Source organism: Pseudidiomarina planktonica, from assembly GCF_900177775.1.
Lineage (GTDB): Bacteria > Pseudomonadota > Gammaproteobacteria > Enterobacterales > Alteromonadaceae > Pseudidiomarina > Pseudidiomarina planktonica.
Genome location: NZ_FXWH01000001.1, coordinates 261,796 through 286,693, shown reverse-complemented (window position 1 = coordinate 286,693; position 24,898 = coordinate 261,796). Strand labels below are relative to the sequence as shown.

Genomic DNA, 24,898 nt, shown 5'->3' with positions numbered 1-24,898 from the left:
TAAGCGTTACTGTGGCCCATGTTATACATACTTTTTTATAAAAAGAGAGTGCTCGAATTGCAACAAAACAAAACGCATTCACCGTGCGGAAAAGCGTCCTCTATGTTATCAATGCTACTCCAAAGTAACGCCGTGCAGACGCTGCGAACGTATTGGCCGTCCGGTCGGAAAGATCGATAAATTCGGCTTGTTTTGCAGTTCATGCGCAAATGAATTAAGGCCAGAAAGTAAGTGCTCCCTTTGTGGCCGAGTAGCAATATTATCTATCGGTAAGAAATACAACTTAAGCACAGCATTATGCAGAAATTGCCGTTATCGCTTGAATCCTAAATGCCCTCAATGCGGTGCTAGGCGGGCTTTGCACGAGATAAAATCAGGCATATCTATCTGCTCTGGCTGCGCGAATAGTAAAATCTATTTTTGTCAGGGATGCAACACACCAACTAAAGGCGCTAGAAATGCCTTGTGTGATCATTGCTCAGCCCTGAGGCGCAATGGCAAGCGCAAAGACATTAACTGTGCAGGTTTTACATCCCCACGTATCGAGCAGTTATTCTCAGGTTTTGTCGATTGGTTGACTCTGGAAGTGGGCGCTGAAAAATCAGCGTTTACTCAGAATCGGTTTGTAGAATTCTTTATGCGACTGCAGGAAAGTCCTATTGTTTGGACAGAAGATGTATTCTTTCTATCGTCTATTCACGGCGGGTTCCTCAGGGCATCTTCGCTACCGAGACGATATCTAGAATCAACCGGCACTCACTTTCATCGCCTGGCCCTAAAAGAAGCCATGGACCTGCGCACAATAAATAAGAACTTGGATATTATTAGACTGAAATCTGCCGCAAACTGCATCCCCCTTGTTGAAACTTACTTTGCAGATCGCATTGATGAGTATAAGACTGGGAAAACGAAGCTTCTAACCATACGACTTGAATCAACTAGCGTGCGATTGTTATTTGAAACCATAACTGACCTGAATCTCATCGAAGATGGTCTATTAACATTGGCAATAAAATCGCCCGGAGTGCGGTGCTCGCTAACCCGATTCATCAGCTACTTATCTCTGTTTGTCGACCGCCCATTGATGTACCCAAATGTCAGCGCAGAGTTAAAACTAAAACACTTAGTCGAAAGTTGCTTAACGCCAACAAATGAGCCGCTAAATATCCGAGAATACTTAGCGACTTCGATATCATATCTTCATCACATCAGCGCTTGGGCACAAGACATAACAGAATTTAATACCGTCGAAGATGGTTTTAGTGTCTCTCTTTACGGAGAGAGTTACTGGGTACCTAACCCCCTGACACGCCTAAGGGCTAAACAGAATTAGTCACATACTTTGTCAAGGTTAAGAACAAAACTGCATTGATTTGCTACGTCGGTATTCCAGTGGTGAAGATCAACTTCAGGCGTGCATCCCGAATCCTCGATAAGCGCTATATCATCATCACAAAGCAAAACAGATGAGCGTTGTCCGTCCACTCGCACGCGCAAGGTGTAATCGCTAAAGATCTCTAATCTAGATTCGTCGTTATCGATAGCCTGCAGTATCAAGTTAGACTCAGAGAGTTCATTGCCATTACCATATTTAACAAGCCCCTGAACTGATGTTGATATATCTTTTAGCTCTGACGCGATATCGTACATAGTTTCCGGATCTTTGGTATCAGCGTGACTATTGCAGCCGGATAATAAGACTGCCAAAACAACTGCAATTCCCGTGACTGTTCTATAAATCATAGCCATGCCGTTAACTCCTGATGTTCATCCTTTCCGTTATCAAGGTTCCAGTTCTTAAACTCATCGAGCGAACCGTCAGAGAATACATATCGGCCTAAATACCCGACGTACTGCTGAATATTGCTTACAGCTAAGTCAAAAATATCGTCGTAGTGCATTTTCCCTTTTGGAGTATCTAAGTCTTCTATGTATGTCATTTCCAGCTCTTCAGGAGTTGGGTAGGCAATGCCGGCACCAAGTGCAGCTGATACATGTCGGGCCCATTTAAATAAGCGCCGATATCCTTCTTCAGCATTGTCGACAACTCTTTGAAAACCATTGTGCCAATCACTCATTTGCGGGGGAGCTTCACGGGCATAACTCGGATGAACTTCGAGCAACCCAGCCTCCCATATACTTTGAATGTCTGGATCAATATCACCGCTACGGTCAACGCAATCACCAATATTTAACTTAACGCGATCAGCGACACCTATTTGGCCTAAATTTAAACGTTTCCAAATATAGGTATCCTGGTTCATTTCGCAGGTCCTATGATCACTTTGATTCTGTTCATATTCTCCGACTTTCATCTCGACAACCGGATGAATCGTTATGTCGGCGATAACATGTGAAATGTATCCGCAAAGCCAAGCAAAAACCTTTTCCTGAGGCTTTCCATTCATTTCCTTACAGCGCCTCGCCAACTCTTTAATTAACTCACCAGTATGCTCATAGTGCATTAAATCTGCCCACTTATTCTGGACTGAATTACCAAGTACTAGGTATGGGTAGTCTGGAGAGACGCACCCAAGCTCTGTAAACTTAATGTTCTGACTTAAAATTAGCCGAGCGCTGTTTGGAATCGCTATTTGATCTAAACTATTTGTACCTGCAAAAGCTAAGTTAGCAGCTGTAATGTGCGCGAAAGCTCCTGGCATATCAATTCTCCTTTTGAAATGGTTCAGTTATGTTTGTTGAAGTAAGCTGTCATTCCCATCCGTGAGTAAGATGCTAATAATGGCTCTTATAGTCAGACTCAATGTCCGATTGACATGCTAATTGGTCCAGTATTATTTTGCCTAAGCTCATCAGCCTAATATTGCGTTTAACATCATATAGTTCGATATCACCAGATTTACCACCATGAAATAGATTATTCCTTACTGCTTTTAAGTACGCGACTAAAACGCATAAGTCGTTGTTGCAGTGGTTCAGTTTTGTTTTAGCCCAAATCAGTCCGCCGGTTCCTGATATATACTGTGTTTTAGGGACCAGCTCTATTAGCTCTGCTGCTTCCGATGAAACCACGTATGTGCCTTTGTACCTATTGGTAAAGCGCTCCCAACAAGGGCGAGCTTTGGATCCCTCAGTTCGGTCACGAAGATACGATTTTTCTTTTAGAGCAAACTCAAATCGCGCAAACCAGTAAAAGAGTTCAAACGCTGCGTCCTTGGCAGCAGTATCAAGTGCTTCATATCGCATAATTTTGTTCCTTATCATAAAGCCGCTATCCCCCTTAAGAACTGCTGTCGCTAAGCTTTAGCTTCATTCGAATTTGAGATGCGATACTTTTTGCATTTCCTGAATGAGTAATAACCCTGTCCAGCGAATAGTCGGAATCAAAAACCTTCTTCCAAACGCCTTTGTGTATTTCTAGAACCATCGCGATTGCGCCCAAAGAATTAACAAATTCTTCTTTACACCCCATATCAAAGATAGCCGTTCGAAAACTCTCTTTTTTAATTCTCTCGATAGCAACAAAAAAATATGAAGAGCCATTGATCGACATATGAAAAACACCAAGAACACGGGGAGAATATATCTGTTTGCCATTAATATTCATTAAAACATTAGTTCTATTGACGCCCCATCTTTGACGGCCAGGTAGTTCATATAACTCCGATAAACCGGCGTCAATAGCGCTAACCCACTCACCATTTTTGTTTAAATATTCAATCTCATTCGTCGACAAAGTGTTCGATAGTATGGTCAACGCTCTTTGTATCAAAGTGACTGCATTAGGCATCGTTTTTGGACGCTCCGATGTCTTGTTATCCTCCTCGGGATTTCGAGTCAGATTAGCTTTACCTGCTGTTGAGTTAGATTTGTTCATCCCGCTAGGAGATACATTTCCAAGATCGCTTTCTTTAGGTGGGAGTGTCAGCTTTTTAGTTTTGTTCTCTTTCGGAATCGCTTTTCGAAGCTCAGTGCTACCCCATAGTTCATCTTCACCAGACATTTTTATATCAGTTGGAATCGAGTTGCTGCCGGGACGAGTCTTTGATGCTGCAGTCGGTTTAGTATTCGTGTTTTTCTTTTTGCCAGGTCGCGGTTTTTCCTCTTCTTTATGCTCTTCTGCAGCAATATTATGGTTTTCACGGACTACAAAGAAATTCGGACTCGACGGGTATTGGAAATTCAAAATTTGTAATACGAAAAATCGCTTCCGTTCACTTAGCCAGACACCTTGAACTTTCCAATAATGATCTTGATTAAACCACGGCTGAACCTCGATATAACTTTTTTTGCTGCGATTCTCACTTAATTGCCGATATATCTTATTAACCGCATGTGCTGCATTAATGGCCGTTTTTAGGTGATACAAAAAGTATCTATCGTTATCGCGTATATCTTTCGCAAGCCCAATCACCACCTCATCTTCTGTTGGTTGCTCTTGATAATCCTCCACATCGAAGTCCGTAAACTCCATCAGTTTCATCGAATCCTCAGCACTATAGTTAAATACAATCTGCTTGGCTTTCATGCTGTGCCCGAATAACCCGTCAAACAGAGTTATTGAGCTCACGATGACTTCAGTCCCGTCTTTGGCATAAAAAACGTGGAACCGACAGTCTCTGAGTTCTTTAGGGATATAATAACTATAGGGCGGGATATAAAATAATTTAGGGGTCTCGGAAACGCTAGAAATTATTGGTTCCCAAGGCGTGATGCTTTTACTGTATTCGAGCGTGTCAAATCTAAATTCTGTTTCTACAGCATCGCTACGCACACCAATTCTCTCACCCTTGAGCCAAATCGTTCCCTTTGTCGCGTACAATGTGTAGCTTTTTGCAATTTTCACGATCTTGGTCTTTTTCTGTACTTTATTCGTGAGAACAACTTCTATTAGGGGTTCGTCAGGTAACTGCTCATTCCAACTAACATGCCTATACTCGATTACAGTCCAAGGAATATCATCTTGAGGGAAATCCTTAATCACTAATTCAGTCATCAATAACAGCCTTACTAATTTTAAGAGGCAGCATTCTTCCTTATTCGGAGAATAAGGGTCCAAACTGCGCATGCGTGCACAAATAATGGAGCCCGCGCGGGGCCCCAACTTGGTCCTAAAGGAAGTAACTAAACGTAAGTTATTGGTGCAGTCGGCCCATTACGCTTAACAGACTCAATTCCGTCATCACGAGATGAGCTGGTCGTATAGGTTTCACCGACACCGATAACTTCGTTGTTGGCTGCTTTTAACGTGAAGTAATGCTGCTGATCAGCGCTACGCAAACGCGAGTAATAATGGTCGTGGGGGCTATGCTCTCTAACCGATCGGACGCCATTTTCTGCGCCTTGGCGGGAGAGATACCCTTCACTTTGTAAAATCACCTCGCTGTTGGCAGCTTTAAGACGGAAGTAGTATTGGGTGTTACGGGCTAGGAAAATCTCATATCGTGCTGACATGCTACTTCTCCTTCCGAACCCCTTTAAAAGGGGCCCCGTCTGATTTTACATCCATGAATTGACCCGTTGCAGAGTCACGCTTAACCCAATGACCACTTTGAGTCTGAGAGCGTTGGCGCACAGCGCCACGGCGTTGGTTATCACCAACAGGGGGATTGGTAGCCATAGTTGCTACTCCTATATCTAAATGATTTGACACTAATCAGGAGTTAATAGACACTATGGTTCTCACACGACAGTGGTTACTAACTCCAGTTAGTTACCTCAGAGAAAAAGCTACCAAAGGTGGCTTTTTTTCTGCACTTACGATAATACTAGTCATATTGACGTAGTCAAGCTTTTTGATTAGTTTTTCCGATCGAAATTTTGATGCTGATCGATTTTTCCAATGGAGAGCGGATGTTAAGCAAACTTACTGGGTATCAAAAAGAACTGCTCGCACATATAGAGTTTATGGGGCGTTTCTACGGAGTAGTCTCACGAGCTGATCTGACTTCCCGTTTCGAAATTAGCGACGCCAGTGCAACGCGGACGTTCCGGATTTATAACGAATTAGCGCCAGATAACATCATTTACAGGCCTAATATCAAACGTTATGAGTGGCAGGAAGGCGCACAACCAATTATTCCTGTATCTACAGCAAAGTGTGTAAGTACATTAACAGATGGCTTTGGTGATAGCTTTGCACATATAGAAGGGCAAGCGATTGCAATTAAGAACTCATTGTTCAATGTCGACCTAAATATCTTGTCTGCAGTAACAAGAGCGATTCGACGGAACCAGGTTATTTCAATATCTTACCTCTCCAAATCAAACCCTGATGGGTCAACTAGAGATATCGTACCTCACTCAATTGCTGATAGTGGATTACGTTGGCACGTAAGAGCCTTTGATCGGAAAAGAAATCAGTTCATAGACTTCGTTATCAATCGAATTTTGTCGGTAACAAAAAGCACAAGTCAGATAATAAGTAGTGAAGAGAAAGCTAAAGCAGACGATGATTGGAACACTTTTGTAGAGTTAGAGATACAGCCCCATCCTCGACTGCAAGGCAGTACCAACGTAATCGCCCATGAGTACCGCATGGAAGACAACTTGCTCTGTAAACGAGTTCGTCGGGCGTTGGCCGGCTATTTGCTCGATAGCTGGAATATTGATGTTTCAGTTGATGCTTTATTAAACGGCGATCACATTATGCTGCATTTAAGAAACACATCGACTGTTCACTTTCCCAACAAGCATTTAGCACCTGGAGGGGTACCTGACTCTACTTAAATGCCCAATTTCAACGATCTAACTACTACTTAAGAAATATCACATCAATTATTCTAAGGGCTACGGAGCGAGCGGAGCCATGTGAGGGCACTCGCCTTTTTTTCTGGATTTTGGTTTAGATTTAGGCTTTATGGTTAATCCTAGTGCCTTGTTTATTTTATCACAGCTCAACTTGACATACTCCTCACTCATTTCAATCCCAATAAATTGCCTTTTCAATTTAATACAGGATAGCGCTGTTGTACCGGAGCCCATGAATGGATCTAAAACTACGCCTCTCTCACGAGTAAATAGCTTAATAAACCAACTAGGTAGTGATTCAGGAAACGCCGCGGGGTGACCCACGTTTTTACAGTTTGTCGCTAAGCTGAGGACATTACTTGGGTAGGCTTTATCACGTTTCTCCCAGTTAGCAATATTCTTCGCAAACGAGTTGCCAACTTGCGAAGCGTGTCGCTCTAAATCATTACCTGTCAGATACTTAAATCGCTTGTCCTTCCAGTCGCCCATCTCGACCATTACTGAGTCTTGATCCATATAGAAGCTTTTATCCAAATTAAAGTGTAAACACCTTTCGAATGAATCTCTGAATCTATTTGGCCACTTTCCTGGAAACGCATTCTTCTTGTGCCAACTATATTCCTCAGTCCAACGCCACCCCATTTTCCTCAATGCTAAGATTAGTTCGAGAACATAAGTATGTCGCTCACCGTTCTCTACGTGCTCTTTAATATTAAGAATGAACGAACCATCTTGGGTTAGAACCCTTTTAAGTTGCTCCGCAATGGGAAGAAACCACTCTACATATTCATTTGGCTTTACTCCGCCGTATGATTTAGAGCGCTGGTTAGCGTATGGCGGAGATGTGATTATAAAGTCCACGCTATTATCAGCGATTGATTTCAACATCTCAGCGCAGTCGCCTTGATAGATTTTATTCTGGAAATTGGTTCCCGGTATTGTCGTTTCAGGTTTTAGCATGGTCTTTCGCATTTACAATAAGGTTACTATTACTTTAACATCGTGTTAAAACATGGTCCAGTTAAAAAAGGATTTTGTAAACCATGGCAACTCTAAAAAAGAAAGCTTTATCTCACTTTTTACGCACTAATTGCGCTCGCCGACTCAGACTCGATTTATATCCCGAGGACTCGAACATTGAAGCTCGTGATGAGCGGGCGGCGCAACTCACCATGCCACCTGCAGACTCAGGACGGCCAGCTCTAGTTGGCCTCACAGAAGCTGGACAAGCGTGGGAAGAAGAGGTTTTTAACGACCTCATAAAAGTGTTCTCCGATGAGGTCCTGTTTAAAGTCAATACCAAGTCAAAATTTACAAGCTGTAGCCTTCTAGACGTATTAAATCGAAGCGAGCTGCCACGGTTTATTTTAGAGCCTTCTTTCACTGTCTCTCCCTCCTTCGAAAAGACATTTCAATTGAACTACCTCTCTGAGCAGTTGAAGAAGCGAGGTGAACATGGACTAAGATTCTCCAAAGAATTTCGCCCAGACATAATAGAACTAATTACGCCAAATGACGACGTTGATAGAGAGGCCATATCCAGTAACGGAGAAATTGAAATAGCTTCCCAAAACCTTATTGGCTTGCGGGTAATTGATATAAAGCTGGCGGCAAGTGCATCAATCCCATACTTTGGTGAGGTCGCATTTTATTCAATGATACTCGCCGCGTGGCTTGTCGATAATAATTTGAGTGATCGTTTCTTTGTATCGGCCAAAGCTGCAGTTTGGCCCGGAAAACACTTGGGCTCGACGTTAGGAACAAAATACTTAGAAGCGGAAAAAGCGAAAGTCATACTTTCCTCAGAGGAAGCTACGAGCTCCCTGCATGAGGACCTAACTGTTCTACCGAAAGACGTATATACATCCCGTGTCAAAGAGTTCTTAGAGGAAGATCTTCCTCAAGTTTTATTGGAACAAAAATGGGATGAATTGCCATGGCATGTTTCTCCGGCCTGTATCGGTTGCGAATACCTAGGCTATAAATGGACTAAGAATACCAAAATTCACGAAGAGCACTGTTGGCCGAAAGCGGTGGATAAAGAAGAACTATGCCAAGTGATTGGGCTCACTCGAGGAGCTTCTGATGTTTTAGTTAAACATAAAATAAAAACTATTAAAGATCTATCAGCTTTGTCAGCTACGGACAAAGTATATGACAAACACTATACGTTAACAGCGTCTCGCTCAGTTCTCGCAGAACGAGCTTCAGCGCTAGGTTCACTTACAGCAAAAAGAGCTCCACGTTCAAGTAATACCTTATTACCTAAGTCTATAAGTGTTTATGTTTTGCTCGGCGTTGAGTTTGATATTTCTTCTGGCCTAACTTTAGCTTTCTCGTGGAAAGCCTGGAAACTTCACAATGGTAAAAGGGAAAGTTTGAAGAGCGACGTTTATATTGTTGAAGAGAAAAAGCATGATACAGAGCGATCAATACTCCTTTTATGGCTGACCAAAATAACGCAATTTTTAAATGAACATAAAACCGAAAATGATGAATTGAAATATCAAGTATATTTATGGGATGAGACTTCCTTTGCTCAACTAAAAAGAGTGATATCAAGACATTTAACAGATATTTTAAATTCTCCGGATGACTTGGCATCATTCAGTTGGATGTTTCCATCCGAGGAGGTTTTGCCCGATCCTAAGTACGCGAATAGCAGCCGACCGTTATCTATAGTTAAGTCATTAATTATGAACTCTGTATCTGCAGACATTCCATTCTACTATAATATGACCTTGCTTTCGCAGCAGTACTATCCAAGCTTTTTTGATGCTGCCCCAAGTAGTGTTTTTTCAACAATGTACAACGATCCTTTATCAGATCACATCCCCTCAGAGAGGGCCCACGATATTTGGTCGAAATCAGAGCGAAACAATTTCCACTACAAAGAAATTGAAAAGCAGGTTATTCAGACGTGCAAAAACAAGCTAAATAATTTAGATCGAATAATACTAAGAGCCAATGAGGATTTTCCTCTCAAAGCAAGGCCAAATGGTCCCGCTTTAAAGTTACTAGAGCCGAGAAACGATCTACCAGGAGTTAGCCACGATGGTGAGATTTGGTACTCATTTGCTAGCCTAAACAACGCCCTTCAAGAATTTGAAACAGATAGAGTCCAAAGCTTAGATGAATATGAACGAGAAGCGCGATTCTACTCTATTCGATTGGACCAACGAATCACTGGAGCAGACGCCAAGAAGATTCTGAAGGAGCATAACCTTCACTCAAAAAACACTATGGTTTTCAAAGTTTGCGCTCGCTCTATACACTCAAAAATAAAAGTGAACTCCATTGGGTATTCTATCTTGCCGGAAAAGCTATCTTCAGAAGCATCATACAAAGTAATATATTTTTTAAGAAAGCTAGGCTTGGATTACCGGAACTTTGCGGATAAACACAAAAGCATCTTGAATAAACCATTACGAAATCTCTTTGACATAACAGTTGAAGTATTTGACAGAGATTCAAAATATATTGTTGTTAGATTCAGGGACTGGGGTTCAGAAATCAGGAGTAAACTCTTCAGTACAGGCACGGTGGACTTTTCAAGCATCACTGCGAAAAACCGAGCGATCATTGATCCAATCCATATCAACTTTTCTCTAAAAAAAATAAAATCCAGCATAAAAGCGATTAAGAACCCCCCATTAGCTAATAGCAAACCTGTTTTATCTGTTCCTAATCGGATAAAACCTCGTCAGAAGAGGCGTTCTATAACCCCTACGGTACCATGTGAGAGTTTTATATGGGCAGCAAGCTCGCTCCCCACCAAAGCCAAAAAACCTAATGAGATACTTAAAACTTTGGACCTGTTAGAAGCATCGGAAAACTCAAAACTTAATGAAAGCCAGCGCGATGCAGTTTCAACCATTCATGATAAGAAACTAGGAATTATTTGGGGTCCACCGGGGACAGGAAAAACATCAACCCTTGCCAGAGGCATTGCGACCCTTATCCATCATAGAAACATCAACGAAGAAGCACCATTAAGAGTGCTTGTGACGGCTAACACCTGGGTAGCAATTGACACTTTATGTCGCAAGTTAGCAAACGAGGTAAACAATTTTAATAAAGATTTAGAAATTGATTTATATCGGCTATTTTCCAGCCAACTGGTTACTCCAAAACACTTGAGCGAGCCAATTCGTCTAGTAGCAACTAGTGATGAAAAAAATCCTGACTTGCGTCAACTTTTGCATCAATTAAGGACCAAAAATCGTCATACAGTAGTATTCGCAACCCCTCAGCAAGTTTTCAACATTCGTAATAAAATGGCAGGAAATGAATGTAGCACTGAGCCAATGTTTGACCATATTATCGTTGACGAAGCATCGCAACTAGATATGGCATCAATGATGATGGTATTTCCAAGCTTTGCGGAAAACGCATCTCTCACGGTTGTGGGAGACGATAAGCAAATGCCTCCGATATTTCAGGCGGAAATGCCTCTTCATTGTGAAAGCCAGCTCGGAAGCATTTTTAATTTCTACACCGGTTATTGGAACATAGAAAAGACCATGCTTCAGTTGAATTATCGTTCGAATGAAGAAATTGTTGCTTTCAGCAGAAATGCCGGCTACAGAAAGGAATTCCGCTCTAATAACGCGCAATCTAAAATCGCTTTACAGCGCACGAATACGCCAAGCCGACAATCCGATAATTGGTTAGAGTTTGTGGTCGATCCAGAAAAAGCTCTTGTTTGTATAGTCCACGACGACACCACAAGCCCACAGAGAAGCACTGTCGAAACAGAGTTGACTGTAGAAATTATCGAGGCTTTATATGGAAGTTTAGCTCCTAGCGAAAAGTCACTAGCTTACGGACATGACGATTTTTTTGAGCATGGGGTGGGTATCGTCACTCCACATGTCGCGCAGAAATCATCTATATATTCCTCACTGACCAAAAAATTGTCGAGCCCTAGTATTGATAAATCAAAAATATATGATGCGATTGATACCGTAGAGCGTTTCCAAGGCCAAGAGAAAGATGTAATTATTGTTTCTTACGCTTTAAGTGATAGAGACTCGATCATGCAGGAGGAAGAGTTTATTTTTGGTTTAGAGCGCTTTAATGTTGCTATCTCTAGAGCAAAGCACAAAGCTATTGTAATTATTAGCAAAGAATTAGTAAAACACATACCCAAAGAAATAGAGGTGGTTGAGGCCTCCCGTCTCATAAAGCTCTATTCATCGAACTACCTAAGAAATTCGAAAAAATTTAGCCTTTCTGATCCGAAGTACGAGATGAATCTTAACATTAAATACTCAGATCGAAGCTAATACACGCCTTTAAATACCTAAGATTGAATATTGGAGCATCACACTATATACAGCGATATTTAAAGAGGCGCATAAAAAACATTGCTTTGAAGAACTAAGTTTATGTTCATCTCAGTATGTAAACATCCCTTAGTTAGTGCTACGCATTTTTAGAGGTCTGTTCGTTCGTTTTTACCAATCCGTATTCCGACGGTGTGACGGTGTGACGGTGTCAGGTTACCGAGTGATTCATGTGGTCGCTCATCGTTATATTGTGGCAACCAATTATCAGTTATATCCCGGACTTCTCTCAGGCTTCTGAATACGTAGCAATCAAGCACTTCATTGCGGTAAGTTCGGTTAAATCGTTCAATATATGAGTTTTGCGTCGGTTTTCCGGGCTTGATGAACTCAAGGTGAACCCCGTTTTCCTCCGCCCATTCAGCCAGAGCGATTGAAATGAACTCGGGTCCATTGTCGACGCGAACCTGCTCTGGATAGCCACGCCAGGCGGCTAGACGCTTCAATGTTCTGATCACTCGAGTTGCCAGTAGGTTTAAATCAATCTCTATCGTCAACGTTTCAATGACCTCGTCTTCTTTGCTTGTATCAGGTTGATAGGTGTAAACAGAGCGGCTCAGCTTTAGTACTTTGCAGCTGCGTCTTACACTCAAACCGTGCTCTGATATCAAGTAGTCGACGGTTTCGCGCTTGTCTGCCGGCGTCAGAGCTTTTTTCTATGACATCCTTGAGCGCGGTGTTTTCCAGCGCCATATCCGCGTACATGCGCTTAAGCTTGGCATTCTCTTCCTCAAGCTCCTTCAGTCGCTTGATGTCTGAGACGTCCATACCACCGTATTTTGATTTCCAGTTGTAGTAAATGGCGTCGGCGATGCCGTATTCACGGCAAACATCCTTTACCTGGCGGCCTGCTTCAACCTCTTTCAAAACCTTCAGGATCTGAGTTTCTGTAAAACATGATTTTCGCATTTTATTGTCTCCGTGGTTAAGGGTATTATCCACAGACACACTAAAAATTCACTGGTCCTATTTTAAGGGATGCTTACATCTGCAGCTGGACCTATAATTAAGTTCAGAGACGGCAAACTCAGTATCAGTAGGAGCTCAACTCGAAAGGGTTTGATAAGATATGGACAAAGTTAATAAGCAAGAAGAGGCTGAAAACAGATTACCGCAACCGAGGGTCATGAAGCTTAACCCTCATGCGTGGAAGAAATTATTACAATCTCTCGATACCCCGCCAGAGCCTACTAAATCGTTAGTCGATTTGATGAAGGATAAGTAGCGCAGATTAACGGAGCTTAACGTTTTCGAATATTTCGTACGCTTATATTATTCTTAGTCATTTAGTTTCGAACCGCATCTAAATATCGACGTATATCGTATAGGTTTATCATTGACCCCATTACCATCACGGCTTTTGGTGACAATTCATTTAGACGTTTGTTAGGATTGTTGACCCACTTAGCGTGGTGCATATCTTGGACAAAAATGATGCGAAGAGCCTTATAGATACCCAAGATTAAGGAAATGCGAGTTCTGCAATCTGCAGTTAAACGCCTCTTCATTTCTCCTCGTTTGTATCTGCGAAAAGTTGAAACAGAAATATCACCAAGAACTTTTGCCTTCTCTTGGTCGTTAAACCCCCAAAAATCCAACATTCTAACGGCGATATCAAAACATCGTCGGTCATCATCAACGCTAGCGCCGCTATGATGTTCTTGAAATCGGTTCGGGTCTTCAGTGAGTGTATTCGTTTGCACAATATATTCCCTCAGTCGTTTGAAGGCTCCTTTTCGCATCGACTTTCTTACATAAAATAGCGCTGATCAAAAATCGCCTGATAGCTTTTACTGCAATCAAAATATTAGCGTCTTGTCCGGAAACGAAAAAACGATCCTTGGGTCACATCTGGCTTGCCTTTTCCGTTTAACAGATCATATGGATTGTCCTTACGGGTGACAAAACAAATCTTATACTCGACTCCATCTATTTTCTTCGGGTCAAGAGGACCATTCCAAGCCTTCCCGAATTTTTCTAAGTACTCAAAAATATTGTCATTACCAGAACTCTCTCTAATAGCGTACACATAATCTTTGGAGGCATGCCAATCATGTACTAAAGAACCCCGCATCCATTTAAACATAATGAGCTCATCAATAGCTCCATAGTATATTCCTATACATAGTAATTCACATTGGTTAAGGTAATTGTCGATTAAAAACTGTTGGCTTTTTAAAGCTTTTTCTGACCCGCCAGTTACTCTTTCAAGAAGCTGCGACATTGCGAGTAGCCCGCCTTTGCCATCACGCACATCTCTGAACGCCTCTGCAGCGTCCTGAAACTCTTTATCCGCTTCTAGAGAGGCGAGCATATCAATTGCCGCGCGTTTACGGTTAACCTCTCGTTGATTAACTATTCCCAAGTAAGCCATCAGAGCAGCAGCGGCGATAGAGATTATATAAATTGTTACAGGCACTTGAGATCCTTCAAAAACGATAGTGATGCTTTGGTTCTTGACCATACATAATCACGAGGACTAACCTCGTGTCGAAGCATTGATAGGGGTTGCTAACCATTCGAAACAATTTTGTATAAAAAAAATGGCCTAACGGCTTTAAAACCGCTAGACCATTTTTTTATACACAATTGGGTTAAACGCCTTTTTTCTCATTGATACTCATACTTGCTCCTCCTAGTACCTTTACGACTACTCTTTCAAGCTTAAATCTAGTACAACATTCTAAACATAGTAAGCCTAATTATACAACATTTTCCGAAATCACTCTCGAGGTACTTGAGTCGCTACTAGCTCACTAGATACTCGGTAGGCGCTTTTTTTTAAGACGTTTTCACATTCTACTGCCAGAAATATCAACGAAAATTAGAATCTAGACAATGGGAACGGTCATCTCTTACGATTGATGGGCCAGGTAAACTTGCAGTGTGGACTCATTGACCGTATCGAATCCGAACTATAGAGATCACCTTGACTAAAAGCGTAGTAGAGAATGACCAGATCCTTGGACTTAAACCCCCCCAGTTCTTTTTTTTCTGTAGAGAGTGTAATCAAAAGTCTTGAATCCTATCGCTGATAAAGCTGTAAATAGTAGCGAGTAAATTGCTAAGTAAATAGCCGTAGTAGAAGAAAATCCTTCGCTTATGACGAAGAAAGCTTCATATGCATAAGCCAGATATAATAAGAGTGCGACCATTATACTTGATATAATAGATACTAATTCGTGTTGCTTAACAAAAAATAGCGCACTACCAATAGAGATTGAAATACAAACAACTACGGGAATCAAAATAACATAATAAATAATTATATCTATTATCATGCCAGTATTAGCTTGACTAAGATCGAACATGAATTTCAGAACGAAAAAGTAAATTAAAAACAATAATATATCGTAAGGGATTCTGACTAGGACTCTCGCGGCAAGCGTTTTCTTGTAGGAATAAAACGATGTAGTTAGAACGCCTAACATTTTGTTATCAGTATCGTTTTTAATACTGCTAATTACATGAGATATGACTCCAGACAGCAATACCCATAACATATAATAAGGAAGATATTGAGTTATCTTACTTTGCTCTTTGTCCGTAAACCAGAAAATACCAACAAAAATCGCACAGAGAAAAATCGTGCCAAACAGAACTTCTATCTTTTTAGCGTTTAACTCTTGTAAGAAAAATAAAGCTTCATTTTTAATTTTATTAAGCATTTTCTAATACACCGTCAGAGAGAGAGGATATGTCAAAAGATGTACTTTTTTTCGATACACTCCCATTGGCAACAAAGTAAAAAGAATCAGACACATTTTCTACAAAACTCAGGTCGTGCGACGTAAGTATTATCGTACATCCACAATCTACAAGCTCTCTCAAGAGCGAATGAAGTTTTCCTAGCGCTTCGAAATCTAGACCTAATGTTGGCTCATCCAAAAAGAGATATTTAGGCCGGGAGCTTAGTAACGATATAATACTAGCTAGGCGCTTGTTACCGGTGGAAAGCTCAGAACAACGAGAGTCTATTTTGTCTTTAAAGGATAACGCATCAGCTAGATACTCAATGTAGTTGTCAGTGGCTTTCACACCTCGACAAGAGGATAAATATTTTGAGTTTTGTCTCGTTGTATGTGTCGGATAGAAGCAATCACTGCCTTCTATTAAAACAGACGTCTCCCGCCGAACAGAAGCTGCTCTAAAGTTCGGTGCAATAGAATATTCATCACTCTCTATTATCCCTATAAGAGATTTGATAAAGGTTGATTTTCCGCTACCATTTTTTCCTACGAAAGCATTTATGCAACCATCATCTATTTTTAAGTTTGACACTTCTATCGAAAATCCAGATTTATATTTATGTTTCAATGATTTAATATGCATAAACGATCACTTTAGTAGATTACCTTCATTTCTTTGGTTAAAATTTATAAGGCCCGTGGCCTTGCTGAAAGTCTTTAATCTACCTTCTGTTTCATCGTTAAAAAAGTAGCCTGACAACTCCAGTATCGATTTTCCTATTTCATTTCTAATAGGTCTAATTATTTTTTGATTTTCAATATCAAATTCAAATTGCTTTGTTGACGAACCAGAGGATTTTAAGATATTGAGCGAGATGCTTAGTTCGTTAGGCGGCAATTGTACGTGAATATCATGATTACCTTTCATGAACAATGCTGATCCTTGGGTTAATTTGAAGGTGCTACAATCACTGAGCTTTACATCTTCTCCTTTGAACCCTGTCACAGCATCCGCATCATATGAGTACATATAGGTAGTGTAGCCTGTACCAAGGTAACCTATAGTTAACAGGTCAAAATTGTGGTCATGCGCTAATCCGTACGCAAACACTCGACTTGATACTAGTTCACCATCAGGGATCCAGACTGGGGCTCTTATGGTGTAATTTTCCCTTTCCGCCAGGATGAATACTTGGCTTGTGTAGTGATTAATATTTTGACTATCTGGGTTTTCAAGATAGTTTTTTACAACATCCAAGAGAAACTCTCTATTTGCATATAGGCGCTGCAAAAGATGCAAGGTTTTATCGAAATGTTCTTTTGAAAAGATGGAGTCACCTAGTTTGTCTAGTTCATCCAAAAAGACATCAAGACTGATGGGCTCAGGGGCATTTTTGAGTTCGTAATAACTAGCCATTATAAGTGACTCCATTCATCTCTAAGGATTTTATAGCCGCATTTTTTAAATCTGGATGGGGTTGACGTGATGCGTCAATTAGTAACTCTGTAGCTAAATTGGTTGAAATGCAGCTCGCCGCTTCAATAGCTTTCCATTTTATGTAATGTTGACTTGTACTGTGGTAATGCTTCCTTACAACATCTACACAATCCTCTTTTCCCAAACACGATATTATGTCAAGTGCAACCGCGGTTCTTGCGTCAAGTATGCTCCCCGAAGAAAGATGAAGCATTTTTTCCGTTTGTACATCAAAGTTCCATACTAAAGGCTGGTGCGAGTTAGAGCTTAACTCTAGAAAAGCCAGGTTGCGATTCGAATTTATTCTAAACGCATGTATCCCTGATTTAAGGTAAATTACATCGCCATCTTTAAATATGGACGTCGTTTTACGTATGAGTTTTCTGTTGTGATTTAAAATGTCATTATTTGGTTCATCTTCAAACTCATAAACCGTTGCTTCACACTCGCCCTTACCAAAAAAAATTATGCAGACGTCGTTAGGTATAATGTATTGCTTTCTTTCTGTGAGTGGTCGCGATGTATCTAATATTCTAACTACTGCCGCCGACCGTTCTCCTCTTCCGAGCCTGAACTCAATAAAGCTGTCAACGTCATTTAATTGGACAGTGTTTAAGTAATTATTGAAATTACTCGCAGCTGGATTCTCTAAGAGATCATTAATCTTCTTAGCCACCTCTTCTTTTATATCATTTTTTTGTATGATTTCGTCGAACTGACCAAGTGGATCAACATCTAAATCGAGAAGTTTATCTAGAACCTTAGAAGATGTGCTTTCATAAAATTGCATAAATTTTCCCTTTAAAATGTGGCTCAAATCACTCTGAGCCACATTGTCCTTTACAGAACTTCTGCTCTATTTATTTTGCAACAAACAGAACAAGAGCAATTACCATGCATGGTCCACCGACAAGGTTCGCACCATCGCTCGCAGTTGCAACTTGGTTTTCTAGTTTTGCTAATTTCATCTTTGCTTCCTTTCTTGTTGAGTTTAAAGTTTGTATCTAGACATGTATTGAGGAGGGCGATAAACATTTGTATCTCGCAGTGACCTCCATATCTTTTTAAGATACCTAACGACCCTATCAGCCATAAAAAGTAACCGCAACAAAAAATTAACAGATTTACAGCCATTCATTCCTCTTATAGCTATTTTTAATTCGTGTAGCTAGGTACAGCATCGCTATAAAATTTTAGCGCACTCATAAAAACACCAAATAAAAACATTATTAATCAATACTATAAATAAAATCAAAAGACTTTAGGCTTATTGATAATCGTCAATTACTCTGATTACAAATGTTATATTTTTTAACGTTTACTATTAACATTCGCTTACATAATGTGTAATTTAAGTACGTCAAAACCCGATGCGGATATCATGATGAAATTATTACGTGAAAAATATTGGAAGTTAAAACCTTCGTTTGATTTACTTTCAGACGAATTGATACTTACTCAGGCATGGAAAAAATCTCATTCTTACATCCGTACGCGTAATTGGTATGCAGATACATTAGCCCTTGATGTATCTGCACTCACCATCGAAGAATCCGTTAAGAAGTGGCGGAGTGATTTAGGCCCAAACCTTACTACTCACAAAGCGGAACTGATATTAGCTGGCAAAAGTGAAACTTGGGAATTTAGTGATAAGCAAGGGTGGCAACCTACAGAGTTAGTTAGTTCATCAAAGAGTAAATCTGGGAAATCGAACTCTCGTTTACCATTACGCCCGCTTTCACACCTTTCGGTGAGAGATCAGACATATGCAACCGCTGTTATGTTGTGTCTCGCTGATTGTATAGAGAGTCGTCAAGGCGAATGTACAGAAGATCCGTTCTCAGACCAAAGAAACAAGGTATGTAGTTATGGCAACCGATTAGTTTGTGATTGGCGAAGCCCTCATGACGCTTGGTTCAGGTGGGGCAACTCAGAGTCTTATCGGAAATTTTTTGTCGATTATCAGAATTTTCTAAGCCGCCCCGCCTCTATTGGCCAGAGCATTCAAAAGAACCTGTCTGGTGAGCGCGAAGTATATATTGTTAGCTTAGATTTAAAATCCTTCTTCAACTCAATCGATCTGGCACATTTAAATGATCTACTTCTGAAAATGTCTAATGAAGATAAAAGTACTCATACGTCAGATAAGGATGAAGTATTTTGGCTAACCGCTAAACGAGTTTTAAACTGGACTTGGGATATAGACGAAGTCAAGCATGCGACAAAGCTTGGCTTGAAAGATGTTGCAAAGGGGCTACCTCAAGGCCTAGTAGCATCAGGTTTTTTTGCAAACGTCTATATGATCGAGTTTGACGAGGCAATTATATCTAAGATTGATAAACCTATTACAAAAACCCAATCCGTTTGGCTTCATGATTACTGCCGCTATGTGGACGACTTACGTCTTGTAGTGAGTGCAGAGATTAACAACACGGAAGAGTTAAAGGGTATCGTTGATAAGTTTGTTCAAGAGATTTTAGATAATTCGAGTAGATCGACATTAAAAATAAACAAGGATAAAACTAAAGTAAATCCTGTCGCCGACTTGGCGAGTTCTGGGAGTATGTCTCACCGTCTGAGATCAGTTCAGCAGGAGTTAAGTGGTCCCAATGACCGGGATAGCCTTGATACAACGTTAGGTATTTTAGAAAGTTTATTAACACCTCCATCATCAGCTCCTGGAAAAAATACCCCACCAAGTAACAAACATGAACGGCAGTTGTACACGTTAATCCAATATGATCATGATGTACGAGCCGATACATTAAAGCGATTCGCCGCAAACCGGCTCGAGTCGGTAGTAAAAGAAAAGAGACGCATCTCGCTATCAATGGTTAGTGAAACCGACAATGAACTGTTGGCTGATACCGAGAATGAGCTCTTAGCAAAGAAGCTCATTCATGCCTGGACTACAGACCCTTCATTAGTGTTGTTGATTAGAAAGGCAATGGAAATCTACCCCGATGCAAAGCTATTCGAACCAGTACTTCAAGTTATCTTTGACCGGAGTTCTTTCGCAGATGCTGCAGATAGGAGTGGATCTAAAAAGAATAGCGATACGATAAATCAAGCTATTATGAATTTCTTGTTGGCAGACCTCTTTCGTTGTGGTGTCGATTTTGTATATTATTTCAACAAAATGGATTTCCCCAGTAGTCTTGAACCAAAATCTATCCTCGAACTCTTATCCAGATTTGCCGTAAAAACGCTTAACCGTGAGTTCAAATATGCCACATTCGTCCGTCGTCAGGCCTTAATGCTTCTGGCGGCCTTAAATCGCCCTACGTTAGTTGGAAATCTTAAAAGCTCTGATAATAGTAAGTCACCAAATTTTGACGGCATTCAACAACTAACGCTACAAAACGAACTTCTCCGAATTTTATCGGGGTTAGATATCCAGTATCGCCATCAGACCGCGGTATTATTCGAAATCGCAAGTCAAATTACAGGTCAGTATGACAGTTACGCGAGACGATTTTTAGAGATTGCAAGTAAGAGAACAACTCGACGACTTAATGACCGATTACTTCCGTTTGCAAAAAGAGGTGGCTTATTTTGGGAGAATATCTGGACTGAGCTAGAGCAAAACCGTAAGCAGTACAGTCCAGTATTAGACGAATTTAAATGGGCCAGGCCATATCGCTCCCATACACTTCGACGCGATAAGCAAACTCTATTCGACTTGATAACTTCCAACGACCATATCTTCGCTTATGAACACTCGCTTTTGAAACTAGCAAAAGCATTACTTATGCATTTTAAAGCGACCGAAGCCTTTTTCCCGATCTCGTTACACGGAATTCCTATAAAGCTTGGAAAAGACTCTACATGGAATGAACTTCACCGACCATCAACTGATATTCATATATTGAAAGATGAGGTGGCGTCAGATAAATCGAAAGATCCAAGATACATTATTCCAAACTGGATAGACGATGACGAAGATAAGCGAAAAGTATACTGGATAGGCATGGTTCTTAGAGCCGCAATCCTTGGATCACCAGATTATACTGGTAATCTTTGGCACAACAGCAAAGTAGATTCTTATAAAGGTGTGAAGGCTACTTGGTTTAAAAGGCGTATGGCCATGATGCACTCACCGGAGTCCATGGTCGGCGAAGATGCAACGGTGTCAGATTGGTTTTCAGAGCTATTGATGAAGTGCCTGCAATGGCCTGGTTTTGAAGTTAGTAAGATACAACATAGAGATATAGCAGGTGCAGCTGATATTTCGCAGCTTATTCAAGTTATTGAAAATAGGATAGTCAAGCTCGATTCATTGTACTGCGGAGTTACTGATGTACCTAGTTTACCAACTCGGGTGGGACCGAATCTTGACTTGAATAATTTCCGAATCGTAACAGTTCAACCCGTACTACCAAAGCCAGAGTGGTTCACAAACGATATAGAGCTTAATCGAGCAACAGTTAGAGCATCTCATCGCGAGCATATTGCATCGGTCTGCAGCCTAGTTTATAAAACGTTAGAAACAAGATCCTCTGCGGCTGGGAATAAAGATAAGCGGAGCGCAAATCTAATTGTTTTTCCTGAGATATCGGTTCATATCGACGATCAAGATTTAATTAAAAGTTTGGCGGACAAGACCAAGGCCATAGTTTTCGCTGGTATGGTGTTTAACCAAAAAGATGGCAAATTAGTTAATTTTGGGCGTTGGTTCATACCTAATTACAGAGGTACTGAACGCACTTGGATGTTCCGGGACCAAGGTAAACAAAATTTGATCCCATTAGAAAAGGCAAATGAGGTGCAATCCCACCGCCCATGCCAACACTTCCTAGAGGTTTTCGGTGACGATGGTAACTCTCGTCTGATTACTGGCGCTATTTGCTATGATGCTACAGATATAAATTTATCAGCAGACTTACGTGATAAGTCAGACCTTTTCATTGTCGCAGCCTATAACCCAGACGTCGCAACGTTCGATAATATGGCCAAAGCTTTGCACTGGCATATGTACCAACATGTCGTCATAGCAAATATTGGCATTTACGGCGGTTCTACAATCCAAGCTCCATACAAACAACCCTACGACAAGATAATTGCTCACGTCCACGGTTCCGGACAGATTGCTATCAACATGGCAGATATAGATTTAGACGCATTTACTAGGAAGGTGGAAGAGTACAAGCAAGTTAAATCTCGGCCAGCCGGATTCGAGCGGGACCGCGTCCGAGCGACAGTAATAAGACGTAAAAGAAAACATAGATAAAAAACGATGTAAGTTAAGAGTCGTCACAGCAGGCTGCGGATTTTAAATACGTCGGAGCCCTTTCGAAGGACTTGGCGTAATTCACGCTATCTTAAACCCTTCAATTGGTAGTAGATCTCGGCGTCGTTAGTTCAGAGCCTCATTTCCTACAACATTGTCAGATATTACGTACACGCGGGGTAAGGCAGCTCGAGCCATAAAATCATATAATAGGACGAAGAATACTCTGAATGGGAAACTAATCATGACGAAAAAGTCGAGCGGCGAGTTAATTGAATATATTGATGAGCTAAAGAAAATCAGACGCGTTTGGCAATGGGCTTACAGTAACGCAGAGAGTAAAATACACGACTTGTCTGAAGAGATTCACCGCAACGAGGAACTGTTAAATTCAACCGGCGAATCGACAGGCTAATTAAACATAGGCGCGTTTAATAATTCGATATTAATGTTAAAATAGTTGGTGACAGTACATATAGGTAGCGTGGGAGAGTGGTTCGAATTTTTAACTAATATACTGGCGGTTTCTGTTGCCCCATATGACTTAACAATTCACTTTAACAATCACTTTGGAGTTCGAATCTCCACAGAAAATACCGAGGTACTATCTATGAACGAAAGTATAAATAATTTGACCACAAGAAACTTGAATAAAATCAAAACATCCATTTTGAGAGGCGTCAATTCAGTCTACTTTCGATCCACTCTTTTTCTGCTAGGTTTGAGGGTATTCCTCTCGCTACCTATGTGTACTGAACTTTTAACTCGTAAAAGCAGTCGAGTCCTTTTGCAGACATATTTTTGAGGGGTTAACATTTACCCCTCGCTACTTGCTGGAGCAGTTCCGGTTATTTCAAAAGCAACAGTTCAATTCATTCTGCGAGAAATTCTTAAAATGAGAGTCTATCAATAGTGACCCTCCCTAAGAATAGGGCCACGATATCGATGAAATTTCCATTAAATTGGGTCAAGTGGGGTAGAGTACTTCATATACACTGGCCATACATTTAAAGGTGTCAAATAACACACACCATCCATTGTGGAATTTGACTCTAAGTCTGGAATTGTTCACGGAGGTCGCTCTCTATCTGGCTTAACTCGTCGATAGGAGAAAGTTCGTCGGGAACAGTCAACCCACTCTCTTGAAGTATCTTCAACATCTCCCATGCCTTGAAGTCATGGAACGGATTCAGACCCATCACGTTGCCGAGATCAGGGTCGAAACTCTCTGAGGAACTCGAAATCGATGCAAACAGATCTGCTGCCTTAGCTAAATCCCAATCTTTTACAAATAAAAGAAGTGCTGATAGTGCAAGTACACAACTAGCGACCTCACCATTCCTCTTTTTGTTTGCCGACACCAAAGGCCCGTAATTAGCGGATATAAATTTCGCAAGCGAAATGCTCTGAATATACTCAGCTTTGAGCGCGGTTGGATCAAAAACATTCTCGCCACTATAGCGTTTTGCTAATGATTCAACACGAGTTGAGAGTTCGTGAAGCCAGAGACGCTTATTCTGGATAGTCTCTAAAGTAGATTTATGGCGTGTAGCTAAAACCCTCTTTGCTGCGTATTTCCAGTCGAAGCCTGGCATGGCCACAATTTTGGCTGACAGAGGTATACTGACCGAATTCACCGCTGGTAAAGCGGTATAATGCAGATTCTTCAGCCAGTTAGGAAGGTGTGGGTCAAGATCCACATATAATAAGGCAGTTACTTTTTTCTGGAAAAACCATTCTCGCATATCTCGAATGGATTTTTGGCTAAATGCTCTGTTTTGTATTCCCTTGCAAACCAGCTCTCTAATAACTCTAGTAAGGTTTGATCTTTCTGTGCCGAAAGCAACTAGATTTTCAGGAATAAAACCAAGAGAATCATTTTTGGCAAAATCACACTCTGGTTTGTGACCAGGAGAGGAAAACCTAAAATAGCCCTGCCTTACTACCTTCTGAGAGGTTTTGGAGATGCTTTCTTGAACAACATCTACGCCAGTAACAAAACAACATGGGCATTCAATATCGGTTCGGAGAAATGTCCTCCACTTCTCTGGTATTTCATTCGATTTTACCGGGTATTGTGTCCCATACCGAAGCGACAGGAGATTCAAGACTTGATTAACATCGACCTCTCTTTCTTCGGTTCTTGAATACGCCGTCAAAGGCATCTGAATTCTCCAATTATTTATGTGGAAATCTTATCCTAGCAAAAAGCGCTGCGATTCAGTTCATCTATCTATTGCGAACAACACCAACTAAGTCTTTTAGACTTTTGTATCGTTCACGCTCTAGATTATCGAAAATACCAAAAAGCTCCCCGTCATTCAGCATGTTGTCATGCCGTGAAGAAGCTACTATCCAATACTTATACAACATAATGCAAAATCTAATTATCAGTCTTTAGCAGTAAAGATGATATTCGCTCAACAGTAATGGCACTCAGCGT

General features: G+C 40.9%; 19 protein-coding genes and 1 pseudogene. 6 read left to right on the top strand and 14 right to left on the bottom strand.

Annotated elements, in window-relative coordinates:
* Positions 1-358 precede the first annotated feature (358 nt).
* Positions 359-1,333 carry a hypothetical protein gene (locus CCE91_RS01275; protein WP_126797186.1) on the top strand — a complete coding sequence of 325 codons (975 nt, stop codon included), beginning with the start codon at positions 359-361 and terminating at the stop codon, positions 1,331-1,333.
* On the opposite strand, the gene CCE91_RS01270 is transcribed toward CCE91_RS01275, so the two are convergent.
* The 5 genes from CCE91_RS01270 to CCE91_RS01250 form a co-directional block, all read right to left on the bottom strand.
* Entirely contained in the window at positions 1,330-1,749 is a 420-nt protein-coding gene (locus tag CCE91_RS01270) for a hypothetical protein (protein ID WP_086433451.1), read from the bottom strand. The genes CCE91_RS01275 and CCE91_RS01270 overlap by 4 nt on opposite strands.
* Positions 1,740-2,663, bottom strand: a complete 924-nt coding sequence (locus tag CCE91_RS01265) for a zinc dependent phospholipase C family protein (protein WP_086433450.1) — start codon at positions 2,661-2,663, stop codon at positions 1,740-1,742. The genes CCE91_RS01270 and CCE91_RS01265 overlap by 10 nt, the downstream gene beginning before the upstream one ends.
* Before the next feature lie 73 nt (positions 2,664-2,736).
* On the bottom strand, positions 2,737-3,207 hold the full coding sequence (locus CCE91_RS01260; protein WP_086433449.1) for a hypothetical protein: 471 nt from the start codon (positions 3,205-3,207) through the stop codon (positions 2,737-2,739).
* 34 nt (positions 3,208-3,241) lie between these two features.
* Positions 3,242-4,957 carry a hypothetical protein gene (locus CCE91_RS01255; RefSeq protein WP_086433448.1) on the bottom strand — a complete coding sequence of 572 codons (1,716 nt, stop codon included), beginning with the start codon at positions 4,955-4,957 and terminating at the stop codon, positions 3,242-3,244.
* 128 nt (positions 4,958-5,085) lie between these two features.
* The gene (locus CCE91_RS01250) at positions 5,086-5,415 is read right to left on the bottom strand and encodes a YegP family protein (RefSeq protein ID WP_086433447.1); all 330 of its coding nucleotides are present in this window, start codon (positions 5,413-5,415) and stop codon (positions 5,086-5,088) included.
* Between the two features lie 369 nt (positions 5,416-5,784).
* Between CCE91_RS01250 and CCE91_RS01245 the strand changes: the two genes are divergently transcribed.
* Positions 5,785-6,690 carry a WYL domain-containing protein gene (locus tag CCE91_RS01245; RefSeq protein ID WP_086433446.1) on the top strand — a complete coding sequence of 302 codons (906 nt, stop codon included), beginning with the start codon at positions 5,785-5,787 and terminating at the stop codon, positions 6,688-6,690.
* Positions 6,691-6,750: 60 nt separating this feature from the next.
* Here the strand turns inward: CCE91_RS01245 and CCE91_RS01240 are convergent, their stop codons facing one another.
* A complete protein-coding gene (locus tag CCE91_RS01240; RefSeq protein ID WP_234996229.1) occupies positions 6,751-7,683 on the bottom strand; it encodes a DNA-methyltransferase in 933 nt (310 codons plus the stop codon).
* 71 nt (positions 7,684-7,754) lie between these two features.
* Between CCE91_RS01240 and CCE91_RS01235 the strand changes: the two genes are divergently transcribed.
* On the top strand, positions 7,755-11,999 hold the full coding sequence (locus tag CCE91_RS01235; RefSeq protein WP_086433445.1) for a DEAD/DEAH box helicase: 4,245 nt from the start codon (positions 7,755-7,757) through the stop codon (positions 11,997-11,999).
* Between the two features lie 149 nt (positions 12,000-12,148).
* Here the strand turns inward: CCE91_RS01235 and CCE91_RS01230 are convergent.
* A pseudogene (locus CCE91_RS01230) lies at positions 12,149-12,968 on the bottom strand (integrase core domain-containing protein).
* Positions 12,969-13,128: 160 nt separating this feature from the next.
* On the opposite strand from CCE91_RS01230, the gene CCE91_RS12390 reads away from it, so the two are divergent.
* Positions 13,129-13,284 (top strand): type II toxin -antitoxin system TacA 1-like antitoxin, encoded by a 156-nt coding sequence (locus CCE91_RS12390; RefSeq protein ID WP_086433444.1) that lies wholly within the window; start codon positions 13,129-13,131, stop codon positions 13,282-13,284.
* A 61-nt stretch (positions 13,285-13,345) separates the two neighbouring features.
* Here CCE91_RS12390 and CCE91_RS01220 read toward each other — a convergent pair whose 3' ends face one another.
* The 6 genes from CCE91_RS01220 to CCE91_RS01195 all read right to left on the bottom strand — a co-directional run bounded on the left by CCE91_RS01220 (position 13,346) and on the right by CCE91_RS01195 (position 18,015).
* Positions 13,346-13,762, bottom strand: coding sequence for an MbcA/ParS/Xre antitoxin family protein (locus tag CCE91_RS01220; RefSeq protein WP_157984149.1), 417 nt, complete (start codon positions 13,760-13,762; stop codon positions 13,346-13,348).
* Between the two features lie 104 nt (positions 13,763-13,866).
* On the bottom strand, positions 13,867-14,478 hold the full coding sequence (locus CCE91_RS01215) for a DUF4760 domain-containing protein (RefSeq protein WP_159454929.1): 612 nt from the start codon (positions 14,476-14,478) through the stop codon (positions 13,867-13,869).
* 550 nt (positions 14,479-15,028) lie between these two features.
* Positions 15,029-15,727, bottom strand: a complete 699-nt coding sequence (locus CCE91_RS01210; protein WP_086433441.1) for a hypothetical protein — start codon at positions 15,725-15,727, stop codon at positions 15,029-15,031.
* Positions 15,720-16,391, bottom strand: coding sequence for an ATP-binding cassette domain-containing protein (locus tag CCE91_RS01205; protein WP_086433440.1), 672 nt, complete (start codon positions 16,389-16,391; stop codon positions 15,720-15,722). Before CCE91_RS01205 ends, CCE91_RS01210 begins: the two co-directional genes overlap by 8 nt.
* Positions 16,392-16,397: 6 nt before the next feature.
* Positions 16,398-17,165: a hypothetical protein gene (locus CCE91_RS01200; protein WP_086433439.1), complete on the bottom strand. Its 768-nt coding sequence runs from the start codon at positions 17,163-17,165 to the stop codon at positions 16,398-16,400.
* On the bottom strand, positions 17,158-18,015 hold the full coding sequence (locus CCE91_RS01195) for a hypothetical protein (protein WP_086433438.1): 858 nt from the start codon (positions 18,013-18,015) through the stop codon (positions 17,158-17,160). The genes CCE91_RS01200 and CCE91_RS01195 overlap by 8 nt, the downstream gene beginning before the upstream one ends.
* A 591-nt stretch (positions 18,016-18,606) precedes the next feature.
* Here CCE91_RS01195 and CCE91_RS01190 point away from each other — a divergent pair.
* Together CCE91_RS01190 and CCE91_RS12250 are read left to right on the top strand one after the other, a co-directional pair.
* Complete coding sequence (locus CCE91_RS01190; RefSeq protein ID WP_234996228.1) at positions 18,607-22,455, top strand: reverse transcriptase domain-containing protein; 3,849 nt, start codon at positions 18,607-18,609, stop codon at positions 22,453-22,455.
* A 244-nt stretch (positions 22,456-22,699) separates the two neighbouring features.
* Positions 22,700-22,870 (top strand): hypothetical protein, encoded by a 171-nt coding sequence (locus CCE91_RS12250; protein WP_157984150.1) that lies wholly within the window; start codon positions 22,700-22,702, stop codon positions 22,868-22,870.
* A 637-nt stretch (positions 22,871-23,507) separates the two neighbouring features.
* Here CCE91_RS12250 and CCE91_RS01185 read toward each other — a convergent pair.
* On the bottom strand, positions 23,508-24,620 hold the full coding sequence (locus CCE91_RS01185; RefSeq protein WP_086433436.1) for a hypothetical protein: 1,113 nt from the start codon (positions 24,618-24,620) through the stop codon (positions 23,508-23,510).
* Positions 24,621-24,898: the final 278 nt, after the last annotated feature.

Excerpts from the sequence above, each read along its gene's own strand:
- CCE91_RS01185 (WP_086433436.1), bottom strand. The coding sequence starts at position 24,620 with ATGCCTTTGACGGCGTATTCAAGAACCGAAGAAAGAGAGGTCGATGTT.
- CCE91_RS01265 (WP_086433450.1), bottom strand. The coding sequence starts at position 2,663 with ATGCCAGGAGCTTTCGCGCACATTACAGCTGCTAACTTAGCTTTTGCA.
- CCE91_RS01260 (WP_086433449.1), bottom strand. The coding sequence starts at position 3,207 with ATGCGATATGAAGCACTTGATACTGCTGCCAAGGACGCAGCGTTTGAA.
- CCE91_RS01250 (WP_086433447.1), bottom strand. The coding sequence starts at position 5,415 with ATGTCAGCACGATATGAGATTTTCCTAGCCCGTAACACCCAATACTAC.
- CCE91_RS01245 (WP_086433446.1), top strand. The coding sequence starts at position 5,785 with ATGCTGATCGATTTTTCCAATGGAGAGCGGATGTTAAGCAAACTTACT.
- CCE91_RS12250 (WP_157984150.1), top strand. The coding sequence starts at position 22,700 with ATGACGAAAAAGTCGAGCGGCGAGTTAATTGAATATATTGATGAGCTA.
- CCE91_RS01200 (WP_086433439.1), bottom strand. The coding sequence starts at position 17,165 with ATGGCTAGTTATTACGAACTCAAAAATGCCCCTGAGCCCATCAGTCTT.
- CCE91_RS01205 (WP_086433440.1), bottom strand. The coding sequence starts at position 16,391 with ATGCATATTAAATCATTGAAACATAAATATAAATCTGGATTTTCGATA.
- CCE91_RS01210 (WP_086433441.1), bottom strand. The coding sequence starts at position 15,727 with ATGCTTAATAAAATTAAAAATGAAGCTTTATTTTTCTTACAAGAGTTA.
- CCE91_RS01240 (WP_234996229.1), bottom strand. The coding sequence starts at position 7,683 with ATGCGAAAGACCATGCTAAAACCTGAAACGACAATACCGGGAACCAAT.
- CCE91_RS01190 (WP_234996228.1), top strand. The coding sequence starts at position 18,607 with ATGATGAAATTATTACGTGAAAAATATTGGAAGTTAAAACCTTCGTTT.
- CCE91_RS01255 (WP_086433448.1), bottom strand. The coding sequence starts at position 4,957 with ATGACTGAATTAGTGATTAAGGATTTCCCTCAAGATGATATTCCTTGG.
- CCE91_RS01235 (WP_086433445.1), top strand. The coding sequence starts at position 7,755 with ATGGCAACTCTAAAAAAGAAAGCTTTATCTCACTTTTTACGCACTAAT.
- CCE91_RS01195 (WP_086433438.1), bottom strand. The coding sequence starts at position 18,015 with ATGCAATTTTATGAAAGCACATCTTCTAAGGTTCTAGATAAACTTCTC.
- CCE91_RS12390 (WP_086433444.1), top strand. The coding sequence starts at position 13,129 with ATGGACAAAGTTAATAAGCAAGAAGAGGCTGAAAACAGATTACCGCAA.
- CCE91_RS01270 (WP_086433451.1), bottom strand. The coding sequence starts at position 1,749 with ATGGCTATGATTTATAGAACAGTCACGGGAATTGCAGTTGTTTTGGCA.